Consider the following 23,690-nt stretch of genomic DNA (forward strand, 5'->3'; position numbering starts at 1 on the left):
CCTTCGGGTTATTCCCGCCGGCTCCGTCGCTGCGGAAGGGGACCCGGAAGTCAAAAGCAGTGCAAGATCACGAGCAACAGCAACAGCAACAGCAACAGCAACGGCAACAGCAACGGCAGCCACAGCCACAGCCATAGCCACAGCCACAGCCACAGCCACAGCCACAGCCACAGCCCACGCCGCGCCGCGCCGGAACCCATGGCCTAGAATTGCTCCATCCTGTTTTGACGACGGCCACACCGGCCGAAGCGATGAACCCGATTCCCATCCCCACGCCCGACCCGGACCCGCGGCCCACGCCGCCGGAGGAGCCGGGGCCCAACGAATGCTGCGGCAGCGGCTGTCCGCTGTGCGTGCTGGACCTGTATGCCGACGAACTGGCGCGCTACCGGCAGGCGCTGGCGGCGTGGAAGCTGCGGCATCCGGACGCGCAGGACTGACACCGCGTTTCCACCCCGTTCCCGCATTGGCAGGCGTAGGCTTGCCGTTTCCCTGGTCAAGGAAGCTCTCATGGCACATGCGTCGCTCGCTCTGGTGGTGGTGATGGCGTCGGGCCTGCTGGCGGCGCCGGCACTGGCGCTGGAGCCGGTCAGCCATGGCCGTTTCGAACGGGTGCCGGTGCTGTTGCCCGATGGACCGGTGCAGCGGGTGGTGGTCTGGTTCGCCGGTGACGGCGACGCCGCGCCGCGGCAGGTACGGCTGCAGGCGCTGCGCCGCGATGGCGCGCTGGTGGTAGACGTCGATACCCGCCACCTGGCCGGGGTGCTGGCGAAGGAAGGCGGCAGCTGCGGGTTCTCCGCCGGCGACGTGGAGAACTTCTCGCGCTATGTGCAGGCCTATCTGCGGGTGCCGACTTACCACCTGCCGATCCTGGGCGGCGATGGCGCCGGGGCCGCGCTGGCCTACGCGGTGTCCGCGCAGTCCGGCCCGGACGTGTTCGCCGGCCTGCTTACCGAGGATTTCTGCCCGCGCCTGGGCGATGCGCGGATGATCTGCGGCGACGGTATCCACGGTGGCACGCTGCTGCCGGTGGCGCTGGGCTTCCCGTGGCTGGAGGCCGTGCCGGGGCACGCCCCGCGCTGTCCGGCGGGCGAGGTCGAGGCCTTCGCGCGGGCGGTGCCGCTGGCGCGGCGCTTTCAGCGCACTGCCGCCGGCAGCGCGCTGCCCGGCGAGGTTGCCGCGGCGCGGGTACTGGGCGCGCAGCGCGGGGTGAGCCTGCCGCCGGTGCCACATGAGCTGGACGGCCTGCCGCTGGTCGAAGTGCCGGCCGCCGGCAATGGCGACACCTTTGCCGTGTTCGTGTCCGGCGACGGTGGCTGGGCCGGGCTGGACAAGGAGGTCGCCGGCGCGCTGGCGCAGGCCGGCATCCCGGTGGTGGGCGTGGATTCGCTGCGCTATTTCTGGAGTGCGCGCACGCCGGCCGGCTTCGCCGCCGACCTGGACCGCATTGCCCGCCATTACGCGCGGCAGTGGCAGCGCCCGAAGCTGCTGCTGCTCGGCTTCTCGCAGGGCGCCGACGTGCTGCCGGCGGCGATCAACCGGCTGTCCGCCGATACCGCCTCGATGCTGGCGATGACCGCGTTGCTGTCGGTGGGCACGCACGCCGACTACGAGTTCCACGTCAGCAACTGGCTGGGCGGCGATGGCGACGGGCTGCCGATCGCCCCGGAGATGCGTCGGCTGCCGGCGGCACGCACCGTCTGCGTCTACGGCCAGGACGACGACGATGCGCTGTGCCCGCGGCTGCCGGCCGGGTCGGCGCAGGTCGTGCGCCTGCCCGGCGACCATCATTTCCAGGGCGATTATGCCGGGCTGGCGCGGGTGATCCTGCAGCGGCTGCGTGGGCTCAGTTCGACTGCCGGCGCGGATCCAGCGAAATGAGCCGGGTCACGTCCAGCAGCGCGGCGGGCAGGTGCATGCCGCCCGGCGCGGCCAGGTAGCGCGGGCGCCATTCCGGCGCGAACTTGGACTTGAAGCGGCGCAGGCCGCCGAAGCCATAGAAGCGCTCGCCGTGGCGCGCGACCAGGTTGGCGAAGCGGTTCCAGCGCCCGGCCAGGCGGTGTTCGGCCAGCCCCGTCAGCGGTGCCATGCCCAGCGAGAAACGGGTATGGCCGTTGGCCGCGCCCCACAGGAACAGTTCGATGAACAGAAAGTCCATGGTGCCCTTGGGAGCGTCGGCGGCGTGCCGCATCAGGTCCACCGACAACTCGCGCGCGAGCGGCGCCTGCCACAGGTTGGCGAACGCCACGATCCGGCCCTCGGCCTCGACCAGGGCCAGTGGGAAGCGGCACAGGTAGTCGGGGTCGAAGCTGCCCAGCGAGAACCCCTTCTCGTCGCCGGCCTTCTCCTCCAGCCAGGCGTCGGAGATCGCCTCCAGCGCCGGCAACAGCGGCGCGACATCCGCGGCCGGCACCACCCGGAACGCCAGGCCGCTGCGGCGGCCCTTGTTCCACGCCTGGCGCAGTTCCGCGCGCGCGCTGCCTTCCAGGCTGAAGCCGGCCAGCGACACCATCGCTTCCTCGCCGAGCTTGACCAGGGTCAGGCCCAGGTCGAGGTAGGTCTGCCAGTGCTGGTCCCCGGTCTGGTAGAACACCGGGCGCAGGCCGAGCCGGTCGGCTTCCTCGCGGAATTTCCAGATCAGCATGCGCGCGGTGTCCGGCGGGCCGACCGGGTCGCCCATCGACACCAGCGAGCCGCCGTAGCGCTGCATCATCACGAAGCCATTGCCGTCGTCGCTGCGCAGGATCGCCTTGTCGCCGGTCATCGCCAGGCAGGCCTGGGTGTCGTGCGCCTGCGCCAGCAGCGGCCGCAGCTGCTCGAGCTGCGCGGCGTCGGGTAGCGGCAACGGCGCGCGGGTGCTGTGCAGCAGCCGCGCCACCCCGAACACGATCACCACGATGCTGACCAGCAGCAGCGCGCGCAGCGCGCGTGGCGCGTTGCCGGACGTGGCGAACTGCCACCACAGCTCGTTCTGGTACTCGACGTGGCTGTAGACGAAGAACAGCAGCCACACCGTGGCCACCAGCACCAGCGCCACGTTGCGCAGCCACGGCCACGACCAGGCCTCGTCGAGCAGCGCGCCCTGGCGGTAGAACTCGCGCCGTGCGGCCCACAGCGCCACCGCCACCAGCGGCAGGGTCAGCGCCACCAGCGCATGGCCGCCGCGCAGCCAGGCCGGAATCGGCAACAGCACGCTCACTGCCAACGCGATCAGCCACGCCGCATGGCTGCGCCGCTGCAGCCCCTGGCCGATCAGCAACAGCAGCACGCCGCCGAGGCTGCCCAGCAGGTGCGAGGTCTCCACGATCGGCAGCGGCGCATGCAATGCGCGATGCCGCGGCGCCGGCAGGGTGCCGTCGATCACCAGCAGCGCACCGACCGCGAACACCGCCAGCGCGATCACCTGCGGCAGCCAGGGGCGCAGGACGTTCCAGGCGGTGCTGGCGCCGCTGCGCAGCGGCCGGCGGACGGCGGCCAGCCCGGCCAGCAGGGTGGAGAGGAACAGCGGCACCAGGTAATAGGTGACGCGGTAGGCCACCGCCGCGGCCAGGATCGCCGCCGGCGCCAGCTGCGGCAGCAGCTTGAGCAGGCTCCACTCGAACACGCCCAGCCCGGCCGGCACCGTGGAGACCAGCCCGGCGACCACCGCCACCAGGTACAACCCGACAAAGCCGATGTAGCCCACGCCATCCTGCGCCGGCAGCAGCACGTAGAACGCGGCCGACGCCAGGCCCAGTTCCACCAGGCTCAGTGCGGTGACCTCCAGCACCGTGCGCCGGTCCGGTATCCATACCCGGTGCCGGCGCCAGCCGATGCTGCGGCCGTCGGCGCCGACCAGCAGCCACATCGCAGCGAAGCCGAGCAGCAGGGCGATGCCCAGCAGGCGCACCGCCGACGCGTCCAGCGGCAGCGCCAATGCCGCCGCGCCCGGCTCCAGCCACAACGCCAGGCCCAGCAGCACCCAGGCGCCGAACACGAAGCCCAGGGTGCTCATCAGCACCACCTGGCCGATCTCGGCCAGTCCCAACCCGGCGCTGCCATAGCTGCGCACCCGGATCGCGCCGCCGGTGAGCGCGGCGAAGCCCAGGGTCTGCCCGGCGGCATGCGCGAGGAAGGCGGTGATCGCCACCCGGCCCGGCGGCAGGCGCCGGTTGGCGCGGCGCAGCCCGATCGCATCGAACCCGATCAGGCAGGCGTAACTGGCCATGCCCAGCAGCAGCGCCAGCCCCAGCTGCGACCACGACAGCGCATGCATGGCGCCGCGGATCTGCCGGTAGCCGTGCTCGCTGAACTCACCGGCCAGCGCATGCAGGGCCATGCCCATGATCGCCAGGGTCACGGCGACGGCGGCGAACCGGCGCCAGCCGGCGGTCGGGGGAGCGGTGGTTACGGCGGGGTCGGCCATGCGCGGCAACGGGCAGGGCGCCATGCAGGCGCGGGAGTGCAGAGACTATCGGCATGGCGTGACGGTGCTGGCAAGTGGGCGCGTGGCCTTCAGCGGGCGGACGGCTGGCGGCGCGGCTAAGCTGGTGTCCCGCCCCTGCGCAAGGAACAGGCCGTGGCCGCCGGCCGCCACCGTCCACATCGCGATCCCGCGCGCCTGGCCGCGCTGCCGGTGCTGGCCGCGCTGCTGCTGTTCGCCGTTGTCGCGACCTGGCTGCAGGTGGCGCGTACCGACCTGGACTGGACGCGTGCCACGCTCAGCCTGTACCTGCACGGCCCGTACGCGCCGTGGCTGCGCAGCGCCTACTGCGTGCTGGCCGCGGCGATCGTGGCGCTCGCCATCGCACTGCACCTGCGCTTGCGCGGACCGGCGCGGCGCGGACTGCCGCTGGCCCTGTTCTGCGCGGCCGGCACCGGCCTGGCCACGGTGGCCGTGGGCGACAGCTGGCTGCCGCAGCACGCGCCGGCGCTGGCGCCGCTGGTGCATGCGCTGGCCGCGCAGACCGCATTCCTGTGCGTCACCACGGCGATGCTGCTGCAGGCCTGGTGCTTCGGTCGCGACCGCCGCTGGCGTGGTGCCTATCCGCTGGCGTGGGGATGGGCGTGGCTGGCCTTCGCCGGGCTGTGGCTGCACGTGCTCTGGCGCGACACGCCGCGCGGGCTGGGGCAGAAGGCGGTGATCGCGCTGGTGCTCGGCTGGCTGGCGCTGGCCGCCGTGCAGTTGTGGCGGCTGCCCCGTCTCCGCTGAAACCATCGGTTGCGGGCACAATGGGCCCACATCCACCCACGGGAAAGCCCATGATCGAACGTTTCGATACCGGTCCGCGCATGTCGGAAATGACCATCCACCACGGCGTGGCCTACCTCGCCGGGCAGGTGCCCGAAGACACCAGCGCCGACATCGTCGGCCAGACCGAACAGGTGCTGAAAGCCATCGACGACCTGCTGCGGCTGGCGCCGACCGACAAGCACCACATCCTGCGCGCGGAAATCTTCCTGGCCGACATGGCCGATTTCGCCGGCATGAACCAGGCCTGGGACAAGTGGGTGCCGGAAGGCGCCACGCCGGCGCGCGCCACCGTGCAGGCCAAGCTCGCCAACCCGGCGTGGAAGATCGAGATCGTCGTCACCGCGGCGGTGCCGTAAGCGCGGCGGGTGCCGTTCCCGGAGGGTCGATCCGGGAACGGGGCAGCGCCCGTCACCCGGCGTCGCGGCGCATGCGCCGCCGCCGTCAGCTAAGCGCGACCAGCAGTCCGGCGAGCGGCAGCGTCCACGCCAGCGGCACCACCCAGCGCGGCCGGTATGGATGCAGCGCGAGCGCCAGCACCAGTCCGGCGGCGGTCAGCGCGCCGAGCCAGATGACCGGCCCCAGCGCCCAGCCGTGCGCGCGTACGCACAGGCCGGTACCCAGCGCCAGCACCGCCCAGCCCAGCCCGCGCCACAGCCGCCTGCGCGCCGGGCTGGCGGCAGCCTTGCCGTACAGGTCCTGCTGGTGTTTTTCCATGGCCAGCGACAGCGTGGCGAACGCCGAAAACGACAGCCCCAGGGCAAGCGCCATCATGCGCGGGCCTCCTCGCCGGCGCCGTGCTGCCGGCGTTTCCTTTGCGCCGCGCTGGGCGGTGGTTGCCAGTGCTGCACGCGCCAGGCGCAGCACGCCAGCATCGCGCCGAAGCCGATCATGGCCAGGTCGAAGCCGGCCAGCGCCCAGTCGCCGTCGGCGATGGCCGCGACCAGGTGGGTCCGGGTGGTCAGCGCGTTGAGCAGCGGCAGCAGCGCGAACGCGGCCGCGCCCAGGTACAGCTGCGCGGCCCACATCGCCCGCCGCGGCCACGCCAGGGCGGCCAGCAGCGCCGCGCCCCAGGCGCAGAAGAACACGTCGGCCTCGGCCGCCGGGCGCCCGGCCAGCTGCAGCGGCAGCAGGCGGTTGCCCCAGAAGTAGGCGGCGAAGGCGATGGGCAGGCCGGCCACCGTGCCGATGTTGAGCGCATCGACCAGGCGCAGGCCGACGCCGGTCTTGCCGGCCCTGGCATGCTTCGGCCGCTCCTTGACCGCCCACAGCACCACGCCGCTGGCCACCATCAGGCAACCGGCCAGCCCGGACAGGAAGAACAGCGCGCGCAGGCCGGGCTCGGCGAAGCGGGCCAGGTGCAGGCCGTACAACACCCCGCGGGTGCGGGTGGCGCCACCGGCATCCGGGCTGGCGCCGAGCAGCGCGCCACTGACCGCGTCGTAGCGCAGCGACGGCGTGTCGATGCTCAACCGCCGGCCGTCGCGCTGCTGGATGTCGACCACCGCGTTGGCGGCGCCGGGGCGGTGCACCACGAAGCCGGCGATCTGCGCCCCATTCCAGTGCCGCCGCGCGCTGTCCAGCAGCTGCTGGATCGGCAGCGGCGCCGCGCGGCCCGCTGCCGGCCCCTGGACCTCGGCCAGGCGCGCGAAGGCGTCGTTGAAGAACGCGTCCTCGTCGTCCGGGTAAGCCGCCTTCACGCCCCACGGCAGGTACAGGAACATCAGCGTCACGATGCCGGTATAGGTGATCATCGCGTGGTAGGGCAGCGCCATCACCGCGCTGACGTTGTGGAAATCCAGCCACGAGCGCAGGCCTTTTCCCGGGCGGAAGGTGAAGAAGTCCCGGAAGATCTTCTTGTGGGTGATGACGCCGGTGACGATGGCCACCAGCATGAACATCGCGCAGAAGCCGACGATCCAGCGCGCCCATAGCACCGGCAGGTAGTGCAGGTCGAAGTGCAGGCGGTAGAAGAAGTCGCCGCCGCGGGTGTCGCGCGCGCTCACCTCGCGCCCGGTGTTGGGGTCCAGGGTGGCGTCGCCGAAGCGCCCGCCGCGGCGGCGTCGTTCCCCGCCGTCGGCCGGCGGCGGGGCCATCGACTCGGGGTTGCGCCAGAACGTGCGCATGGCCGGGTTGCGCGGGTCGGGCAGGCTTACGTTCCAGCTCTCGGCGTGCGGCGCCCGTTCGCGCAGGAAGGCGAGCGCATTGGCCGCGGCCTGGTCGGCGTCGACCGTGTTGCGCGGCAGCTCCGGGCGCATCCAGCGGCTGATCTCCTCGCGGTAGTAGCTGGCGGTGCCGGCCATGAAGATCAGCAGCAGCACCCAGCCCACCAGCAACCCGGTCCAGGTGTGCAGCCAGGCCATCGACTGGCGGAACCCCTGCTTCATGCCGGCGCTCCCAGCCACTGCACGCCCAGCCAGAGCAGGAGGGCGGGGGTGGCGATGCCGGCCCAGGCGCGCAGCGCGCTGCCGCTGGCGAAGGCCCACAACGCGGCGCAGGCGTACACCACGATGGCCAGCAGCATGCCGGTCAGCACCGCCTGGCTGCGCGCCATCGGCAGCGCCACGGCGAGGAATGCGGCCGACGCGGCGGCCAGGGCGTAGCCGCCGAGGATCGCCGCCAGCGTGCGCGACAACACGCCCGGCCAGGGGCGGGCGAGGAAGGCACCGAGCCGGCGGTGCCACGGGTGGGGCATGTGTGTCGGGTTGTCCACGGAGTCTGCGGTATCGGATCGGACGGGCGCCGCGCGCTGCGCGCGGCGGAAGGTGGCCATCCATGGCCGGCGCTGCATCCGGCAGCGTTTCCCTGGAGGGCTTACAGCTTCCAGCGCAGGGTCAGGCGCACGTTGCGTGGCTCGCCCCAGTACACGCCGTCGTAGAAGCCGACGTTGTTGTAGTACTTCCTGTCCAGCAGGTTGCTGATGTTCAGTTGCGCGGAGAGGTTGTCGTTGAAACGGTAGCTGGCGAAGGCGTTGAGCAGGAAGTACGCGTCCTGGGTGATCGGCGACCGGTAGGTCCTGCCGCTGGTCGCGTAGTCGGCGGCCGGGCGGTTGCTCATGCGCCAGATCGCGCTCTGCCAGGTCGCGCCGCCGCCCAGCGACAGCCGGCTCCAGGCGCCGTCGGGACGCCAGCTGGCATTGAGGCGGAAGGTGTCCACCGGCGTGGTGGTGTTCTGGCGCACGCCCTGCTGGTTGCGCACGGTGGTGTGGGCATAGCCGGCCGACAGGTTCCAGCGCTCGCCCAGGCGGCCCTGGGCTTCGACTTCCCAGCCCTTGACCCGGTTGCCCTTGCCGGTGGAACGGTAGGCGCTGGCGCCGTCGGGCAGCGAGCCTTCAGGCACCGAATCGTCCAGCTCGGCGACGTTGTCCTTCGCGCCCCTGAACAGCGCCGCGGAGGCGTTCAGCAGGCCATCGAAGAATTCGCCCTTGAGGCCGGCCTCCCACATGTCGCCCACCACCGGCTTCAGATAACGGTTGTCCTTGTCGCGGTAGTTCTGCGGCTGGAAGATGTCGGTGTAGCTGGCATAGGCGCTGAAGTGCGCGCCGAGGTCATACACCAGGCCCGCGTACGGGGTCAGCGAATCGTCGGGCCGGTAGCCGCCGCGGCGGGTGCCGAGCAGCTTGCCGGCGCTGTCGCGGGTGTAGTTCCAGCTGCGCGTCTCCCAGCTGCCGTAGCGCGCGCCCAGCACCGCCAGCAGCGGGTCGGCCAGCTGCAGGCGCGTGGCCAGGTAGGCGGCGCGCTGCTTCAGTTCGTCCTGCGCGGCCAGCCAGCCGGGGCGGGTGACGCGCAGCGGCGCGACGTTGCCGTCCCAGTGGCGCCAGTCGGCGACCTGGTCGTAGCCGTCGGGATAGGCGTAGTCGGTCGCCGGCACTTCGCCCTTGCGCAGCGACTGGCCGACGCCGACCACCAGTTCGTGTTCGCGCCCGAACAGGCGGAACGGGCCGCCGGCGTTGAGGTCCAGCACCTGCATGTCGCCGCGCTCGCCGAACACGCCCACGTAGGCCCGCACGCCGCTGCCGTCCGGGCGTGGATAGCCGGCGGCGCCGTACCAGACTTCGCCCTGCGTATCGCGCCGGGAGCGGGTATAGCTGGCCCTGGCCGACCAGTCGTGGCCCAGGCTCTGCTCCAGCCGCGCGAACGCGGTCTTCTCCACGATCGGCCACTGGCTCCAGCGCGCCGACAGGTTGGTCGAACGCGGCAGGTTGGCCGGCTGGCCGTCCACGCCCCAGTACGGCACCACGCCCCAGGTCACGCCGGAGGTCTCCGGCGACTGGTATTCGTAGCCGGCCTCGAGCAGGGTGCTGCTGGTGAGGTCGGCCTCGACGATGCCGTAGAACACGTCCTTGTCCAGCCGGTACACGTCGCGGAACGAATCGCTCTGCTGCCTGGCCGCGACCATGCGCGCGCGGACGCGGCCGTCCAGCGCGAGCGGGCCGCCGATGTCGGCCTCCAGGCGCTGGTTGCCCCAGCGCCCGGCCGTCACGCTGGCGCTCATCGCGAACTGGTCGGTGGGGCGTTTGCGCACGTAGTTGATGGTGCCCGACGGATCACCGGCGCCGGTGGTCAGGCCGGTGGCGCCGCGGACCACCTCGATGCGCTCGTAGAGGGCGCTGTCGTTGTTGGTCTTGATGTAGCCGCTGAAGGTGTTGAGCATGCCGTCGACCTGGAAGTTGCTGATGTTGTAGCCGCGCGAGACGTAGTTGATGCGCTCGCTGTCGGTCACCGAGACGTGCACGCCGGTCACCTGGCCCATCACGTCGGACATCGCGTGCAGGCCCATGTCGTCCAGCTGCTGGCGGGTCAGCACGGTGACCGACTGCGGGGTGTGGCGCAGCGACAGGTCGAGCCGGGTCGCGGTGCGCGCGTGTCGCACCGTGTACGCGTCGTCGGCTTCGGCCACGACCTTGACCGCATCGAGCGTGGTGGCGTCGCCCGGCGCGGTCTGGGCCAGTGCGGCGGGCGCGGACAGGGTGGCGCTCAGGGCGAGGGCCAGCAGTGTGGGCCGTGGCGGCGGGAGCAAGCGTGGGGACTGCATCGTGGATTCCTGGTGGGCGGTGGGAGGGCCGACCCGCGGAATCGCCCATGGCAGCGCGCCACGCCCCGCGTGACCGTGCGCTGCACGTCGCCTCTCCCGTAGCCGGCCCACATGCACGGCACGACGCAGGAAGCGTCGCGCCGCATCGGTTTGGTTGGGGGGTACACGGGGCGGGCGGCGGGGGATGCGATGCATCGCGCCGCGCAGGGCTGGGCGTACTGCCTACGTATTAACGATAACCATTCTCAATTAATCGGGCAAGCGGTTGCACGCTGCGCCCGGGCACGGCCGCAGCGGCTCGGGCCGCGATCAGAAGCGCAGCCAGACGGTCAGCGCATGCAGCAGCAGGCCGATCAGGCCGCCGACCAGGGTGCCGTTGAAGCGGATGTACTGCAGGTCGCGGCCCACGCTCAGCTCCAGTTGCTCGACCAGCTTGCGCTCGTCCCAGGCCTTGAGCGTCTGCGCGATGTGCGTGGTCACGCCGCTGCGCAGCCGCGTGGTGAGCCGCTCGGCGCCGGCCAGCATGTGCTGGTTGAGCGCGTCGCGCAGCGCCGGGTCGCGGCCGATGCTGGCGCCGAGCTTGCCGAGGTTGCGTTCCAGGTGCGCGGCCAGCACCGAATCCTCGCGCGACAGGTCATCGCGCAGCTGCTGGTGGATGCGCTGCCACAGGCCCTGCACGTAATCCTGCACGGCCGGGTGGTCGATCAGTTGCTGCTTGAGCGCGTCCACCCGCGCGGCCAGCGCGGGGTCCTCGCGCAACCGCTGCAGGTAGCCGCCCAGCCAGCGTGCGTAGTCCTGGCGCAGCGGATGCGCGGGTTCGGACAGGATCGCCTGCAATTCGTCCAGCCCGGCGCGGGCCATGCGCCCGGCGAGCGAATCACCGATCTCGTCGATCGGCTTGACCCAGTCCACGGTGCTGGCCAGCTTCGGCCATTCCTTGCGGATGTAGCGCACGATCAGCGCCGAGGCACGCTGGCGCACGGTCTCGCTGTCGAGCCAGCCGGCAATGCGGGTCAGGCCCTCGTCCAGCACCCGCTGGTGGCGGTCGTCGGCGGTCAGCAGGCCGAGCAGGTCGCCGGCGGTGGCCGCGGCGTTCCACTGCCGCAGCTGTTCGACCACGAAGCCCTGGATGGCCCGGCGCACGGCCGATTCATCCAGCAGGTCCAGTGCCTGCAGCGCCCAGCCGCGGGCCATGCCGGCCAGCATCCGCGCCTGCGGCGGCTGCGCCAGCCAGTGGCCCAGGCGGGTGGCCGGGTCGAACACCCTGAGCTTGACCAGCAGGGCCTCGGGCTCGAGGAAGTGGTCGCGCACGAACAGCGCCAGGCTGTCGGCGATGCGCGCCTTGCTGCGCGGAATGATGGCGGTATGCGGGATGGGCAGGTTCAGCGGGCGCCGGAACAGCGCCACCACCGCGAACCAGTCGGCCAATGCGCCGACCATGGCCGCCTCGCAGAACGCGCCCACCCACGCCCAGGCGCCGTGTTCGCCGTTGAGGTGGCTGAGCACGAAGCCGGCCAGCATCGCCAGCAGCATCGCCAGCGCGTACAGCTTGAGCCGGCGCAACTGGGCGCGGCGCGGATCGGCCGGCGCCACGCTCAATCCTTGTCGCCCGCGCGGCGGCGGAAACAGTGCGGTCCGGCCGGATGCGCCCATTGCCCGGCCTGCGGCAGGCGCCAGCGCGCGCGGCGCTGGCCACTGTCGGTGGCGAAGTCCGCGCACAGTTCGTAGTGGCTATCGTCGATGCGGCGGTAGCGGTAATCCGCGCCGCCGGCCGGATCGCGCCGCGGCAGGTTCACGCCCGGCTGCGCGGCCAGCGCATCCATGTCCGGCGGCAGCGCGTCGTGTTCGCCGCGCCATGCGGCGATGGCCGACTCCAGGGTCTGCAGATCGCCGATGCGGGCTTCGTCCAGCCGCAGCTGCCGCTGCTGCATCGGCGAATCCATGGTCCATACGCCGGCAGCGACCGCCAGCGCCGTGGCGATGCCGGTCGCCCACAGCACGCCGCGACCGGAGCCGGCGTGGCCGCCGTCGGCGACTTCCTCGCGGCGCAGGTCGCGCAGGTAGTGGCCGAATACGGTGCCGGCGATCGCCGCCACCACCGCGACCTTGAGCACGAAGCGCAGGCTCAGTTCGCCGCCGAGCAGGTTGAACACCAGCGTGGTCAGGTCGCCGATGAGCACGCTGGCGGCGACGAACAGGGTCAGGTAGGTCAGCCAGCGGCGGACCGGCGACAGCCGCTTGATCGGATTGCGCGCCACGTCGTGGGCAAGGTGGCGGGCGAGCAGGGCGAACACCGGGAAGGCGATGACCAGCGCCGAGATCGACCAGCGGATCGAACCGGTCAGCCGCGCCACCTGCCACTGCGCGTCGGCCGGGTCGGGCAGGGCGTGCTCGAGCAGGGCGAACAGCAGGCTGCCCAGGTTCCAGGCGAAGAAATACAGGGTGCTGAACAGCACCAGGTAGAGGAACGCTTCGCGCGCCGACAGCGAAGCGCGCGGGCGCGGCACCGGCAGCGCGAAGTCCACCTCGGCCCAGCCGTCGAGCACGTCGCGTATCTGTTCGGCGCTCCAGCCGGCGGCGAGCAGCGCCTGCCGCACCTGTTCGCGGTCATGGCCGCGCATCAAGGCGTCGCGGACGAACTGTTCCAGTTCCGGGGATGCCGAGGCCATGGCCGACTCCTGTGGGGACGGGCGCATGGTGACCGCCCGCCCGGCCGTCTTGCAATCGCGCGGCGTCGTGCGCGCAGGACCGGCGCGCGCCGCCTGCGCCCTGGCGGCAGTGCGCGGTGCGCCGGGGCGCGGCCGGTCAGGCCTCCGCGGCGTCCGCTGGCGCGGCACCGGCCAGGCGCGCGCGCAGTGCCTCGAGCTCCATGCGCAGCGCCTGGTTCTCGGCCGTCAGCGAGGCCACGCGCTGGCGCAGCGCTTCCACTTCGCCGGCGTCGCCACTGGCCTGCGCGGGCAGGTCCCGTGGCGGCTGCGCGGCGTCCTCCGCCGCCGCCGGCCGCGGCTTGCGGCGCGACTCGCGCACCCGCCGCGCGGCTTCCTTCAGCTGGCTCTTGCCGCCCTGCGCGGCCAAGCGCTGTTCCTCCTCCGGCAGGCTGGCGACCACCGCCGCGGCGCTGAGCGAGATCTCGCCGGCCTTCACCGCCTCGATCACCTCCTGCGCGGCCTGCGCGCTGATCTTCTCGATCAGCGTCACCTGGCTGGCGCTGAGCTTGGCTTCGCGGGCGAGTTCGGCCCTGGACAGCTTCGGCGCCGGCTCCCACGGCGGCAGGTCGGCATCGGCCGGGCCGTCGGTGGCCGCCGCCAGCGGCGCCTCGCCCTCGCTCTCGCGGCGCAGCTGTTCCTGCTCGGCGCGGTGCCGGGCCTCGACGATCGCACGCTTGCGCAGGGCCAGCACGCCGCGCTGGAAATCGGACACGCTGCGCCGCCCCAGGTGCTGCTCGATCATCCACAGGTGCACGTCCTGCATCGACTGGAAACGGGTGTTCTGCACCGTCTGGAACGGGATGCCGTGCTTGCGGCAGATGCCGTAGCGGTTGTGGCCGTCGACCAGCACGTTGCCCCACAGCACCAGCGCGTCGCGGCAGCCCTCGGCCAGCAGGCTGCGCTCCAGCGCGTCATGCTCGTCCGCGGTCAGCGGATCGATGTAGGCCTTGAGTTCTTCGTTGACGATGATGTCCATGCGCATGCCGGTGGAACAGGGGGGCGGCATTGTAAGTGAGGCCGGGGACGCCGCGGCCGCCGTGCTTGCCGGCCTGCGGGAAGTCGCGCATGCTCGCCTGCCGCGACTGGACGAGGCGGTCATGCTGCTCATTGCCGATATCGCGACCGCCCTGGTCGCGCTGATCCATGCCGGCATCCTTGTGCTGGAGATGTTCCTGTGGACGCGGCCGGCGGGGCGCAGGGCCTTTGGCCTGAGCCGTGAGTTCGCCGAACAGACGCGGGTGCTGGCGGCGAACCAGGGGCTCTACAACGGCTTCCTGGCCGCCGGCCTGGTCTATGCCCTGGCGCTGGACGCGGCCGGATACGGCGTGCGCACGTTCTTCCTGTCCTGCGTGCTGGTGGCCGGCCTGTACGGCGCCGCCACCGCCAGCCGCGCCATCCTGTTCGTGCAGGCGCTGCCGGCCGCCGTCGCGCTGGCGCTGGTGCTGGCGGCCCGCTAGTCCACGCCGCACGCAGCCGCTCCCCTCGAAACGCAACGCGCCGCTCATGATTCCCCTGTTCCTGAAATCCCTGCTGGGCGCGCTGGCGGTACTGGCCATCGCGCTGCTGGCCAGGTCGAAGAGCTTCTTCATCGCCGGCCTGGTGCCGCTGTTCCCGACGTTCGCGCTGATCGCGCACTACATCGTCGGCAGCCAGCGCACCGGTGCCGACCTGCAGAAGACCGCCCTGTTCGGGCTGTGGTCGCTGTTTCCCTATGCCGGCTACCTGGTGGCGGTCTACTTCGGCAGCGTGCGCTGGCCGCTGGCGGTCACGCTGGGCGTGGCCACCGCGGCCTGGGTGCTCCTGGCGCTGGCGATGATCGTGCTGTGGGCGCGGCTGCATCCGGCGGTGGCCGGCGCCTGAGCCGCCCGCTGCCGTGCGTGGTCGCCGTGTCCGCCGAGCCGGTCGCCGCGGCGGGCGACGGCGCGCGCTGGCCGCCGGCGGCACCTGCCGGCGCGGGAGTGCCCGCGCGATCTGGTTGGGGTTGAAACCAACGTGCGCGGCACCGGACGGACAGGGCCGCGTGCCCGGCTTCACGATTAGAATCGACGGTTCCTTCTCCCCGACGCCCCCGGATACCGCGATGACCTCCTCCCACGTCCCCCTGCGCGGCAGCATCGTCGCGCTCGTCACGCCCATGCACGAAGACGGCAGCGTGGATTACCCGGCGCTGCGCCGGCTGGTGGACTGGCACGTGGCCGAGGGCACCGACTGCATCGGCGTGGTCGGCACCACCGGCGAGTCGCCGACGGTCACCGTGGAAGAGCATTGCGAGATCATCCGCGTGGCGGTGGAGCAGGCGGCCGGGCGGGTGCCGGTGATGGCCGGCTGCGGCGGCAATTCCACCGCCGAGGCCATCGCGCTGGCGCAGTACGCGCGCCACGTCGGCGCCGACAGCCAGCTGCAGGTGGTGCCGTACTACAACAAGCCGGGGCAGGAAGGGCAGTACCGCCATTTCCGCGCCATCGCCGAGGCCACCGGTGACCTGCCGATCGTGCTCTACAACGTGCCCGGCCGCAGTGTCGCCGACCTGCAGCACGACACCGTGCTGCGGCTGGCGCAGGTGCCGGGGGTGATCGGCATCAAGGAAGCCACCGGCAACCTGGAGCGCGCGCAGTGGCTGATCCGCGACGTGCCGGACGGGTTCGCGGTGTACTCGGGCGACGATGCCACCGCGGTGGCGCTGATGCTGTGCGGTGGGCATGGCAACGTGAGCGTGACCGCCAACGTGGCGCCACGGCTGATGCACGAGCTCTGCGTGGCCGCGCTGGCCGGGCAGGTGCCGGCGGCGATGGCGATCCAGCGGCGGCTGCTGCCGCTGCACCGGCAGCTGTTCGTCGAGGCCAACCCGATCCCGGTGAAGTGGGCGATGCAGCGGCTGGGCCTGTGCGGCGGCACCCTGCGCCTGCCGATGACCGAACTGGAGCCGGGCAACCAGCCGCGGGTGGAAGCGGCGCTGCGCGAGGCCGGCGTGCTGGCCTGACGCGATCCAGGCACGCCGCGGGCCCGTCGTCTGGGCCGGCCCGCGGCGGCCACCGCTGCGTCATGCGCCCGGCATGGCGGCGGTCAGTCCTTTTCCAGTGCGATCACTTCACCCGTCGCCGGATCCAGCCGCACCTTCACCTTCTCGCCCGCGGCGGTCGTGCCCTTGGCCTGCCACAGGCCATCGTCGAGCTTGACGTCATGCACCCCGCTGTAACCGGCGGTGGCCAGCTGGGCGCGGATATCGGCCTCGCCCAGCGGCGACACCGCCTTGTCCGGGTACACCTTGCCAGTACGCGGATCCAGGCGCACATCCACGTGCTTGCCGTTGGCGCTGGTGGCATCGGCCTTCCACATGCCGTCCTTGAACTCCAGGTCCTTGACCTTGGTATAGCCCTGCGCCTCCAGCTGCGCGCGTACCTGCGGCGCGGTGAGCGCGTCCTGCGCGTGGGCGGCGCCGGACCCGGCCAGCGCCAGCGCGGCGGCGAGGAGGGCGGTCTGTAGCGGTCGATCGTTCATGGCTGCTCCTGTCGTTTCGGCGCGTCGATATGCGCACGGCCGAACCTAGCCGAGCGCCCGTGCATGCGACCGTGAACCGGCAGCGTGGCGCGGCTCGCCGCTGCGCCGCGGTTAACCGCGGTGGAGGGCGCGCCAAGGCCGCGTTCAATTCCCGTTGCGGGGACGTCGCGCGGGCGTGAACGCACGCCGTCGTGGCCGGGCCCGGGGCAACGTGCCGGCGGACCGCGGTGGGTCGCTTCGCGCAGCGCCGGGCAGCGTGCCGGGCAGGCCGGGACGGGGCGATGCAGGGGGCGGTGGACGCGCTGGCGTGTCGCCGTCGGCGGCCGGCAGTGGCTGCCCGCGGCGTGGCAGACTGCGCGGACATCTCCCCGCCCTGGCGCCCATGCCCTCGATCGCGACTCCCGCCAATTCCCCGCGCCGCGTGCTCGCCGCCAGTCTGGTCGGCACCACCATCGAGTTCTTCGATTTCTACATCTATGCCACCGCGGCGGTGCTGGTGTTTCCCACGCTGTTCTTTCCCGAGAGCAGCGCCAACGCGGCGCTGCTGCAGTCGCTGGCGACCTTCGCGGTGGCCTTCATCGCGCGGCCGGTGGGTTCGGCACTGTTCGGCCACTACGGCGACCGCATCGGCCGCAAGGCCACGCTGGTGGCGGCGCTGCTGACCATGGGCCTGTCCACGGTCGCCATCGGCCTGTTGCCCACCCATGCCGATATCGGCCTGCTGGCGCCGGCGCTGCTGGCGCTGTGCCGCTTCGGCCAGGGCCTGGGCCTGGGCGGCGAATGGGGCGGGGCGGTGCTGCTGGCCACCGAGAACGCGCCGCCGGGCAAGCGCGCCTGGTACGGCATGTTCCCGCAACTGGGCGCGCCGCTGGGCTTCCTGATGTCGGCCGGCATCTTCCTGCTGCTGGGCCGGCTGCTGGACGATGCCGCGTTCCTGGCCTGGGGCTGGCGCGTGCCGTTCCTGGCCAGTGCGCTGCTGGTGATCGTCGGCCTGTGGGTGCGCCTGAACATCCACGAGACCCCGGATTTCCGCCGCGCGGTCGCGCACGGGCAGCGGGTGCGGCTGCCGATGCGCGAGGTGGTCGCCGGCCATGGCTTCGCGCTGGTGGCCGGGACCCTGGCGGCGTTCGCGACCTTCGTGCTGTTCTACCTGATGACGGTGTTCACCCTGGGCTACGGCACCTCGGCGCTGGGCTATACGCGCGAGCAGTTCCTGCTGCTGCAGATGGTCGGCATCCTGTTCTTCGCCGCGGGCATCCCGCTGGCGGCGCTGCACGGCGACCGCCACGGCACGATCCGCACGATGCTGTGGGCGACCCTGGCGATCTTCGTGTTCGGGCTGCTGTTCCAGCCGCTGTTCCAGGCCGCGCACCCGTGGCAGGTGCTGGGCTTCCTGTCGCTGGGGCTGTTCCTGATGGGCCTGACCTACGGCCCCTGCGGCACCATGCTGGCCAGCCTGTATCCGGTGCAGGTGCGTTATACCGGCGCCTCGCTGTCGTTCAACCTGGCCGGCATCCTCGGCGCCGCGCCGGCGCCCTACGCGGCGACCTGGCTGGCCGGGAAGTTCGGGGTCGGTGCGGTCGGCGGTTACCTGTGCGCCACCGCGCTGGCCACCGCGCTGGCGTTATGGGCGATCCAGCGCCGCGCCGCGCCGCGGCGCTGATCCGTGCCGCGCGTGGCGGGCAAGGGGGGCCGACATCCCTGGCGGCCATCGGCCGTTCATGGCCGGGTGCCGGGCATCGCTCCCGGCGGTTCCATGGTGCACGAACCGCCGCCATGCGCCGCGCGGCGCCGGCAGGCGTGCGCTGCGCTCAGCGGAACAGGCGCTTGAGCGTGCGCCCGAGCCAGCCGCCTTCCTCGTGTTCGCGGGCGAACTTGTTGAGGTGGCGCTTGACGTGCTCGGCGTAGGCCTTGTCGTCGCCGCGGATGTGGTTGAACAGCCAGCGCGAGAGCATGTTGCGCAGGTCGTCGGTGATGTCCTCGCCCGACTCGAAACGCATGCGGTACTCGGAGACGCGCTTGATGAACACCTCGTGCACGCGCTTGTGCGCGGCGCAGAACGGGTAGCCCGCCTCCTCCATGAGCTCTTCCTCGAAGGCGAAGTGCGACAGGGTGTAGTCGATCAGCTCGTCGATCACCTCGCCCACGGCGACGCGCTCCATGCTCTTCTGGGTCACGTGCAGGTGGTTGAGCATCTCCACGATGCGCATGTGCTGGTGGTCGATGACCTCCACGCCCGTGTTGAGATCGTCCTGCCAGACCAAAAGTGCCACCGCCGCTTCTCCAAGTAGATGCTGTCGGGCGCACTCTAGGCAGGGCGGCGGCGCGCTGCGTTGATCTGGATCAAAGCACGCAGGCGGTTTCGTCCAGGGTAATGCCGTGCACGCGGTTGCGGCCGCCGGCCTTGGCCAGGTAGAGCTGGCGGTCGGCCTCGGCGATCAGCGCGTGCAGCGTGCAGCTGTGCGCCGGCATGCGGCACACGCCGATGCTCACGGTCATGCGCAGCGTGCTGCCGCCCAGGGTCAGCTCCAGCGCGGCCACGGCCGCGCGCAGCTGTTCGAAATGGCGCGCGCAGGCGTCCTCGTCCTCCACGGTGACCAGCAGGCAGAACTCCTCGCCGCCGAAACGGGCGCTCAGGTCCTGCGGCCGGGTGTGGGCGTGCAGGACCCCGGCCACCGCGCGCAGCGCCTGGTCGCCGGCCTCGTGGCCGAGGCTGTCGTTGATGTGCTTGAAATGGTCGATGTCGACCATCGCCACCGCCACGCTGCCGGCATCGGCGGCGCGCCGCTCCAGCTGGCGCTGGCTGCGCTCCAGGAAGCTGCGGCGGTTGGGCAGGCCGGTGAGGAAGTCGCGGGTGGCCAGGTCCTGCAGGGTGCCGATCAGCTCCAGCTGGTCGACGTTCTGCGACACCCGGCAGAAGAACTCCTCGCGCGAGAAGGGTTTGCGCAGGAAGTCGTTGGCGCCGTTCTTCAGGAAGCGCGGGATCAGCGACGGGTCGGAGTTGCCGGAGATGCCGATCACCGCCACCCGGTCACGCGCGCGCAGGGCGCGCAGCCGGCGGGTCAGCTCGACCCCGTCCATCCCCGGCATTTCCTGGTCGACGATGGCCAGGCGGATCGCCGGGTCCGCTTCCAGCGCCTGCAGCGCGGCCGGGCCGTCGCCGGCCTGGGCGACGCGGTAGCCGTACATGGCCAGCAGCGAGGCGGCGTAGCCGCGCGCCGACGGCGAGTCGTCCACCACCAGCGCCGAGATGCGGCGGTTGCGCTCCAGCCGCTGCACCAGCCACACCAGGTAATCCAGGCTGCCGGGCGTGTTCTTCAGGACGTAGTCGATGATGTCCTGCTGCAGCACCCGCCGGCGCAGGTCTTCGTCGTAGACGCTGCTGACCACGATGGTCGGCAGCCCGCGTTCGACGAAGTAGGCCACCACGCCGTCGCGGTCGCCGTCGGCAAGCACCAGCCCGGTCAGCACCAGGAACCAGTCGTCCTCGGCGTCGAGCAGGGCACCGGCCTCGGCCAGCGAGGACGCAACGCTCACCGGCAGCTCCAGGCGCTGTTCGATGGCCTCGCGCAGCATCGTGGTGAACGTACGCGAGTTCTCGACCAGCAGGATGCGCTGTGGCAGCGGGGTGATCGGTCGGCTGTCGAAGCCGGCCGGCGGCGACACTGTCATGGGTGGGGGAATCCGGTGGCGGGTCGTCGCAAGCAGTTAGCGGCCGGCGTGCGGCGGACTTTAGCCCGGCGCCGGCGACGGCGGCATGACCGGCCCGCGGTGCATTGGCCGGACGGACAGGGCATGATGCCGCGGTCTCCGGTGATGTCGTCTGCCCCATGCGGTTGTTGCTTGTCGAGGATTCCACCGCCCTGCGCGAGAGCCTGGCCATCGCCCTGGCCGCGGAGGGCCACGCGGTCGACGCCGCCGCCGATGGCAGCCAGGCGCTGGGGTTCCTGGCGCATTACGACTATGACCTGATGGTGCTGGACCTGGCGCTGCCGGGCATCGACGGGCTGGGGGTGCTCGACGGCCTGCGCGCGCAGCGGCGCGCCACCCGCGTGCTGGTGCTGTCCGCGCGCGACCAGGTCAGCGACCGGGTCGAGGCGCTCAACCGCGGCGCCGACGACTACCTGGTCAAGCCCTTCGCCATCGACGAACTGCTGGCGCGGCTGAAGGCGCTGGCGCGGCGCCGCTTCGACGACGCGTCGCCGCGGCTGGTCGCCGGCGCGCTGAGCGTGGATACCGCGACCTGCCTGGTGACCGGTCCGCACGGGGCGATCGCGCTGTCGCCCAAGGAGTACGCGCTGCTGGAACTGCTGCTGCGCGAGCGCGGCCGCGTGCATACCCGCGGCGGCCTGTTCGAGCGGCTGTATGCCGGCAGCAGCACCGCCTCGGACAAGGTGATCGAGGTACTGGTCAGCACCCTGCGCGCCAAGCTCGCGCGTGCCGGCGTCGATGGCCTGATCGAGACCCGCCGCGGGTTCGGCTATGTGGTCGTCTGAGCGGCGCTGGCTGAGGTCGATCCGGCGGCGCCTGATCGTGGCGCTGGTCGGCGGGCTGGGCAGCCTGCTGGTGGTGCTGTTCCTGCTGCTGGACCAGGTGCTGGACCACCACCTGTACGCGCGGCTGGACGCGCAGCTGCTCGACCGCGCGCGCGCGGTCGGCGCCATGCTTGCCAGCGGTACCCCGGTGGATGCGCTGATGCCCGAGTTCCGCGAGCACGGGCATACCGATTTTTACACCATCTGGGACCGCACCGGCGCGGTGCTCGCGCGCTCGTCCTCCAGCGGCGCGCAGGCACTGGCGCGCCCGCCGCGGCTGCCCGCCGCCGAGCCGTTGTATTACGACCTGGTGCTTCCCGACGGCCACCGCGGCCGCGCGGTGGCACAGCAGGTGGCCCCGGGCCCGGCCGGCGACCCGCGCGCGGCGCTGCTCACCGTCGCCATTGAACGCACCGACGTGGACCTGCTGGAACGGCGCATCCACCTGTCGCTGCTGCTGGTCAGCCTGCTGGCGGCGCTGGGCGCGGCGGCGCTGGCGATCGTGGTGGTCAACCGTGGCCTGCGGCCGCTGCTGCGGCTGGGCGGCCGGGTGGGGTCGCTGTCGCCGGAAACCGCGCAGGTGCCGCTGCTCGACGCGACGCTGCCGACCGAGCTGGCGCCGCTGGCCGCGGCGCTGGACAGCGCGTTCGGCCGCCTCTACGACGCGCTGGAACGCGAACGCCGGTTCGCGCGCGACGTCGCCCACGAACTGCGCACGCCGCTGGCCGAGATCCGCACCAGCGCCGAGCTGGCGCTGCGCGGCGGCGACCCCGGTCGCGCGGCGGCGGCGCTGGCGATATCGCTGGCGGCGGTGGAGCGCATGCAGCGCAGCGTCGATGGCCTGCTGGCGTTGTCGCGCTACGAGTCCGGCCAGGCCGAGCCGCAGCCGGAGCCGCTGGACCTGCGCGCGCTGCTCGAGCAGCAGCGCCAGGTATTGGCGCGGGCCACGTCCGCGGGCGCGCGCATCCAGCTCGATGGCGCGGTGGAGTGGTGGACGTCGAGCGACGTCGCGCTGCTCGAGCGCATCGTCGCCAACCTGCTGCAGAACGCCGCCGAATACGCCCCGCCCGGCAGCCGCATCGTGGCCGGGGTGCGGGTGCTGGCGGAGGGCGCCTGGCTCGAGGTCCACAATCCCGCGCCCGATCTGCACGACAGCGACCTGCCGCGGCTGGGCGAGCGCTTCTGGCGCAAGCGCCCGGAGCATGCGCCCGACACCCACGGCGGCCTCGGCCTGGCCCTGGCGCGGACCCTGGCGCGGATACTGGCGCTGGACCTGCAGTTCCGCCTCGAAGCGGGCGAACTGGTCGCCCGCCTGGGCCCGTTCCCGGCGCTGCCGGAGGCCTGACCGCGGTCGCCACGGCCGTGCCGGTGCGACCCAGCACGGCCGCTCCATCGTGCACGGCAGCCACTGGCCCGGCGCTCGCAACCGGCGTGCACGGGGGCGGTGCCGCCGTGTGCAGGCACGCCGCCGGCGGCAACCCGCCGGATGCCGGCAGCGGGACGCAAACGCAACTGCTTCGCACTCGAGCGCCTTAAGCGTTTCCAAAGCCACGCCCGGCAGACTCCCGGCACCCCGTACCCCACGTCGAGGTTGTTCGATGTCCTGCCGTCCCCGTTTCCTTCCGGCGCTGCCGTTCGGCCTGGCGCTGCTGCTGGCCAGTTGCACCGCGGTGGCTGCCGCGGCGCCGGCGGCGATCCGCCTGCCGGCCGAGCAGGCGCGCGCGCTGGGCGTGCGCAACGCGGCGGCGGTCGCGGCCACCGGCATTCCGCTGGAACACCTGCCGGCGACGGTGGAGCCGGCGCTGGAGCGCAGCGCGGTGGTGACCGCGCCGTACGCCGGTACGGTGACCCGGGTGCTGGCGGTCGAGGGCAGCCAGGTCGCGGTGGGTGCGCCGCTGGCGCGGGTGCAGAGCCGCGAACGGATGATGCTCGAGGCCGACGCCGGGCGCGCGGCCAGCGAAGCACGCCTGGCGGCGCGGCAGGCGCGGCGCGATGCCGAGCTGCTGGCCGAGGGCATCGTGCCCGCCGCGCGTGCCGAGAGCAGCCGCGCGCTGCAGGAGCAGACCGGGGCCACCCAGGCGCAGTTCGCGCGGGCGCTGGCGCTGGCGCCGGCGGCCAGGGGCGGGCTGCCGGGCGAATACGAACTGCGCGCGCCGCTGGCCGGGCGCGTGCTCGAGCGCAAGGTGGCGCCGGGGCAGGCGCTGGAGGCCATGGCCGCCGCGTTCGTGGTGGCCGATACCGCGCAGCTGGACGTGGCCATCCGCGCGCCGGTGGCAGCACGCATGCGCCTGGCGGCCGGGCAGGTGGCGCGCATCGACGGCACCGACGCGCGCGGCCGGATCACCGCCGTGGGCAGCGCGGTCGATGGCGCCAGCCAGACCGTGCCGGTGCGCGCGCGCTTCGCGGCCGCCAGCGCACTGGTGCCGGGCCAGCCGGTGGCGGTGACGCTGGAACTGCCGGCACCGCAGGGAGCGCTGGCGCTGCCGCGCGGTGCGTTGGCACGGGTGGGCCGCGACAGCGTGGTGTTCGCCGCCACGCAGGGCGGCTACCGGGTGGTGACCGTCGAAGTGCTGGGCGAATCGGCGACCCAGGTGGTGGTGCGCGGGCCGCTCGCGGCCGGTAGCGCGGTGGCGGTGGCCGGTACCAGCGCATTGAAGGCGCTGCTGGCGGCCGGGGAGTAAGCCG

At 72.3% G+C, this 23,690-nt stretch carries 23 protein-coding genes; 11 read left to right on the top strand and 12 right to left on the bottom strand.

The genetic code is table 11. From position 1 onward, the window contains the following. Window positions 1-50: 50 nt before the first annotated feature. On the bottom strand, window positions 51-200 hold the full coding sequence (locus ACJ7VY_RS05720) for a hypothetical protein (RefSeq protein ID WP_409476540.1): 150 nt from the start codon (window positions 198-200) through the stop codon (window positions 51-53). Between the two features lie 51 nt (window positions 201-251). Between ACJ7VY_RS05720 and ACJ7VY_RS05725 the strand changes: the two genes are divergently transcribed. Then, window positions 252-440, top strand: a complete 189-nt coding sequence (locus ACJ7VY_RS05725; protein ID WP_056932246.1) for an oxidoreductase-like domain-containing protein — start codon at window positions 252-254, stop codon at window positions 438-440. A 70-nt stretch (window positions 441-510) separates the two neighbouring features. After that, the gene (locus tag ACJ7VY_RS05730) at window positions 511-1,881 is read left to right on the top strand and encodes a virulence factor family protein (RefSeq protein WP_409476541.1); all 1,371 of its coding nucleotides are present in this window, start codon (window positions 511-513) and stop codon (window positions 1,879-1,881) included. Here the strand turns inward: ACJ7VY_RS05730 and mprF are convergent. Beyond that, window positions 1,847-4,405: a bifunctional lysylphosphatidylglycerol flippase/synthetase MprF gene (gene mprF / locus ACJ7VY_RS05735; RefSeq protein WP_409476542.1), complete on the bottom strand. Its 2,559-nt coding sequence runs from the start codon at window positions 4,403-4,405 to the stop codon at window positions 1,847-1,849. The genes ACJ7VY_RS05730 and mprF overlap by 35 nt on opposite strands. Before the next feature lie 153 nt (window positions 4,406-4,558). On the opposite strand from mprF, the gene ACJ7VY_RS05740 reads away from it, so the two are divergent. Next, a complete protein-coding gene (locus tag ACJ7VY_RS05740; RefSeq protein WP_293756754.1) occupies window positions 4,559-5,191 on the top strand; it encodes a DUF998 domain-containing protein in 633 nt (210 codons plus the stop codon). A 50-nt stretch (window positions 5,192-5,241) separates the two neighbouring features. Next, on the top strand, window positions 5,242-5,589 hold the full coding sequence (locus ACJ7VY_RS05745; RefSeq protein ID WP_104938452.1) for a RidA family protein: 348 nt from the start codon (window positions 5,242-5,244) through the stop codon (window positions 5,587-5,589). Between the two features lie 85 nt (window positions 5,590-5,674). On the opposite strand, the gene ACJ7VY_RS05750 is transcribed toward ACJ7VY_RS05745, so the two are convergent. From ACJ7VY_RS05750 to ACJ7VY_RS05780, 7 genes are all read right to left on the bottom strand, one after another. Continuing rightward, complete coding sequence (locus tag ACJ7VY_RS05750; RefSeq protein ID WP_409476543.1) at window positions 5,675-6,004, bottom strand: DUF3325 domain-containing protein; 330 nt, start codon at window positions 6,002-6,004, stop codon at window positions 5,675-5,677. Continuing rightward, window positions 6,001-7,617, bottom strand: coding sequence for a PepSY-associated TM helix domain-containing protein (locus ACJ7VY_RS05755; RefSeq protein WP_321990224.1), 1,617 nt, complete (start codon window positions 7,615-7,617; stop codon window positions 6,001-6,003). The genes ACJ7VY_RS05750 and ACJ7VY_RS05755 overlap by 4 nt, the downstream gene beginning before the upstream one ends. Further along, window positions 7,614-7,925 (bottom strand): DUF3649 domain-containing protein, encoded by a 312-nt coding sequence (locus ACJ7VY_RS05760; RefSeq protein ID WP_409476544.1) that lies wholly within the window; start codon window positions 7,923-7,925, stop codon window positions 7,614-7,616. The genes ACJ7VY_RS05755 and ACJ7VY_RS05760 overlap by 4 nt, the downstream gene beginning before the upstream one ends. Before the next feature lie 119 nt (window positions 7,926-8,044). Continuing rightward, window positions 8,045-10,264, bottom strand: a complete 2,220-nt coding sequence (locus ACJ7VY_RS05765) for a TonB-dependent siderophore receptor (RefSeq protein ID WP_409476545.1) — start codon at window positions 10,262-10,264, stop codon at window positions 8,045-8,047. Window positions 10,265-10,573: 309 nt separating this feature from the next. Next, entirely contained in the window at window positions 10,574-11,857 is a 1,284-nt protein-coding gene (locus tag ACJ7VY_RS05770; protein ID WP_409476546.1) for a DUF445 domain-containing protein, read from the bottom strand. A 2-nt stretch (window positions 11,858-11,859) separates the two neighbouring features. Then, window positions 11,860-12,933 carry a DUF5671 domain-containing protein gene (locus tag ACJ7VY_RS05775; protein WP_409476547.1) on the bottom strand — a complete coding sequence of 358 codons (1,074 nt, stop codon included), beginning with the start codon at window positions 12,931-12,933 and terminating at the stop codon, window positions 11,860-11,862. Window positions 12,934-13,069: 136 nt separating this feature from the next. Further along, window positions 13,070-13,948 carry a plasmid replication/partition related protein gene (locus ACJ7VY_RS05780; protein ID WP_409476548.1) on the bottom strand — a complete coding sequence of 293 codons (879 nt, stop codon included), beginning with the start codon at window positions 13,946-13,948 and terminating at the stop codon, window positions 13,070-13,072. 121 nt (window positions 13,949-14,069) lie between these two features. Here ACJ7VY_RS05780 and ACJ7VY_RS05785 point away from each other — a divergent pair, with 121 nt between their 5' ends. The 3 genes from ACJ7VY_RS05785 to dapA all read left to right on the top strand — a co-directional run bounded on the left by ACJ7VY_RS05785 (window position 14,070) and on the right by dapA (window position 15,952). After that, window positions 14,070-14,429, top strand: a complete 360-nt coding sequence (locus ACJ7VY_RS05785) for a DUF1304 domain-containing protein (RefSeq protein ID WP_409476788.1) — start codon at window positions 14,070-14,072, stop codon at window positions 14,427-14,429. A 46-nt stretch (window positions 14,430-14,475) separates the two neighbouring features. Further along, window positions 14,476-14,832 (top strand): GlpM family protein, encoded by a 357-nt coding sequence (locus tag ACJ7VY_RS05790; RefSeq protein WP_104938458.1) that lies wholly within the window; start codon window positions 14,476-14,478, stop codon window positions 14,830-14,832. 220 nt (window positions 14,833-15,052) lie between these two features. Continuing rightward, window positions 15,053-15,952 (top strand): 4-hydroxy-tetrahydrodipicolinate synthase, encoded by a 900-nt coding sequence (gene dapA / locus ACJ7VY_RS05795; protein WP_409476549.1) that lies wholly within the window; start codon window positions 15,053-15,055, stop codon window positions 15,950-15,952. 83 nt (window positions 15,953-16,035) lie between these two features. Here the strand turns inward: dapA and ACJ7VY_RS05800 are convergent, their stop codons facing one another. Beyond that, complete coding sequence (locus ACJ7VY_RS05800; protein ID WP_313232819.1) at window positions 16,036-16,470, bottom strand: PepSY domain-containing protein; 435 nt, start codon at window positions 16,468-16,470, stop codon at window positions 16,036-16,038. A 382-nt stretch (window positions 16,471-16,852) separates the two neighbouring features. Between ACJ7VY_RS05800 and ACJ7VY_RS05805 the strand changes: the two genes are divergently transcribed. Further along, the gene (locus ACJ7VY_RS05805) at window positions 16,853-18,133 is read left to right on the top strand and encodes an MFS transporter (protein WP_312344006.1); all 1,281 of its coding nucleotides are present in this window, start codon (window positions 16,853-16,855) and stop codon (window positions 18,131-18,133) included. 148 nt (window positions 18,134-18,281) lie between these two features. On the opposite strand, the gene ACJ7VY_RS05810 is transcribed toward ACJ7VY_RS05805, so the two are convergent. Further along, window positions 18,282-18,743: a bacteriohemerythrin gene (locus ACJ7VY_RS05810; protein ID WP_054664537.1), complete on the bottom strand. Its 462-nt coding sequence runs from the start codon at window positions 18,741-18,743 to the stop codon at window positions 18,282-18,284. 70 nt (window positions 18,744-18,813) lie between these two features. Continuing rightward, entirely contained in the window at window positions 18,814-20,142 is a 1,329-nt protein-coding gene (locus ACJ7VY_RS05815) for a sensor domain-containing diguanylate cyclase (protein WP_104938463.1), read from the bottom strand. A gap of 158 nt (window positions 20,143-20,300) precedes the next feature. Here ACJ7VY_RS05815 and ACJ7VY_RS05820 point away from each other — a divergent pair, with 158 nt between their 5' ends. From ACJ7VY_RS05820 to ACJ7VY_RS05830, 3 genes are all read left to right on the top strand, one after another. Next, window positions 20,301-20,966, top strand: coding sequence for a response regulator transcription factor (locus tag ACJ7VY_RS05820; protein ID WP_104938464.1), 666 nt, complete (start codon window positions 20,301-20,303; stop codon window positions 20,964-20,966). Beyond that, window positions 20,953-22,350: a sensor histidine kinase gene (locus ACJ7VY_RS05825; protein ID WP_409476550.1), complete on the top strand. Its 1,398-nt coding sequence runs from the start codon at window positions 20,953-20,955 to the stop codon at window positions 22,348-22,350. Before ACJ7VY_RS05820 ends, ACJ7VY_RS05825 begins: the two co-directional genes overlap by 14 nt. A gap of 253 nt (window positions 22,351-22,603) precedes the next feature. Further along, the gene (locus tag ACJ7VY_RS05830; RefSeq protein ID WP_409476551.1) at window positions 22,604-23,686 is read left to right on the top strand and encodes an efflux RND transporter periplasmic adaptor subunit; all 1,083 of its coding nucleotides are present in this window, start codon (window positions 22,604-22,606) and stop codon (window positions 23,684-23,686) included. Window positions 23,687-23,690 lie beyond the last annotated feature (4 nt).

The sequence above is a fragment of the Stenotrophomonas sp. Y-13 genome (assembly GCF_046267925.1).
Lineage (GTDB): Bacteria > Pseudomonadota > Gammaproteobacteria > Xanthomonadales > Xanthomonadaceae > Stenotrophomonas > Stenotrophomonas acidaminiphila_A.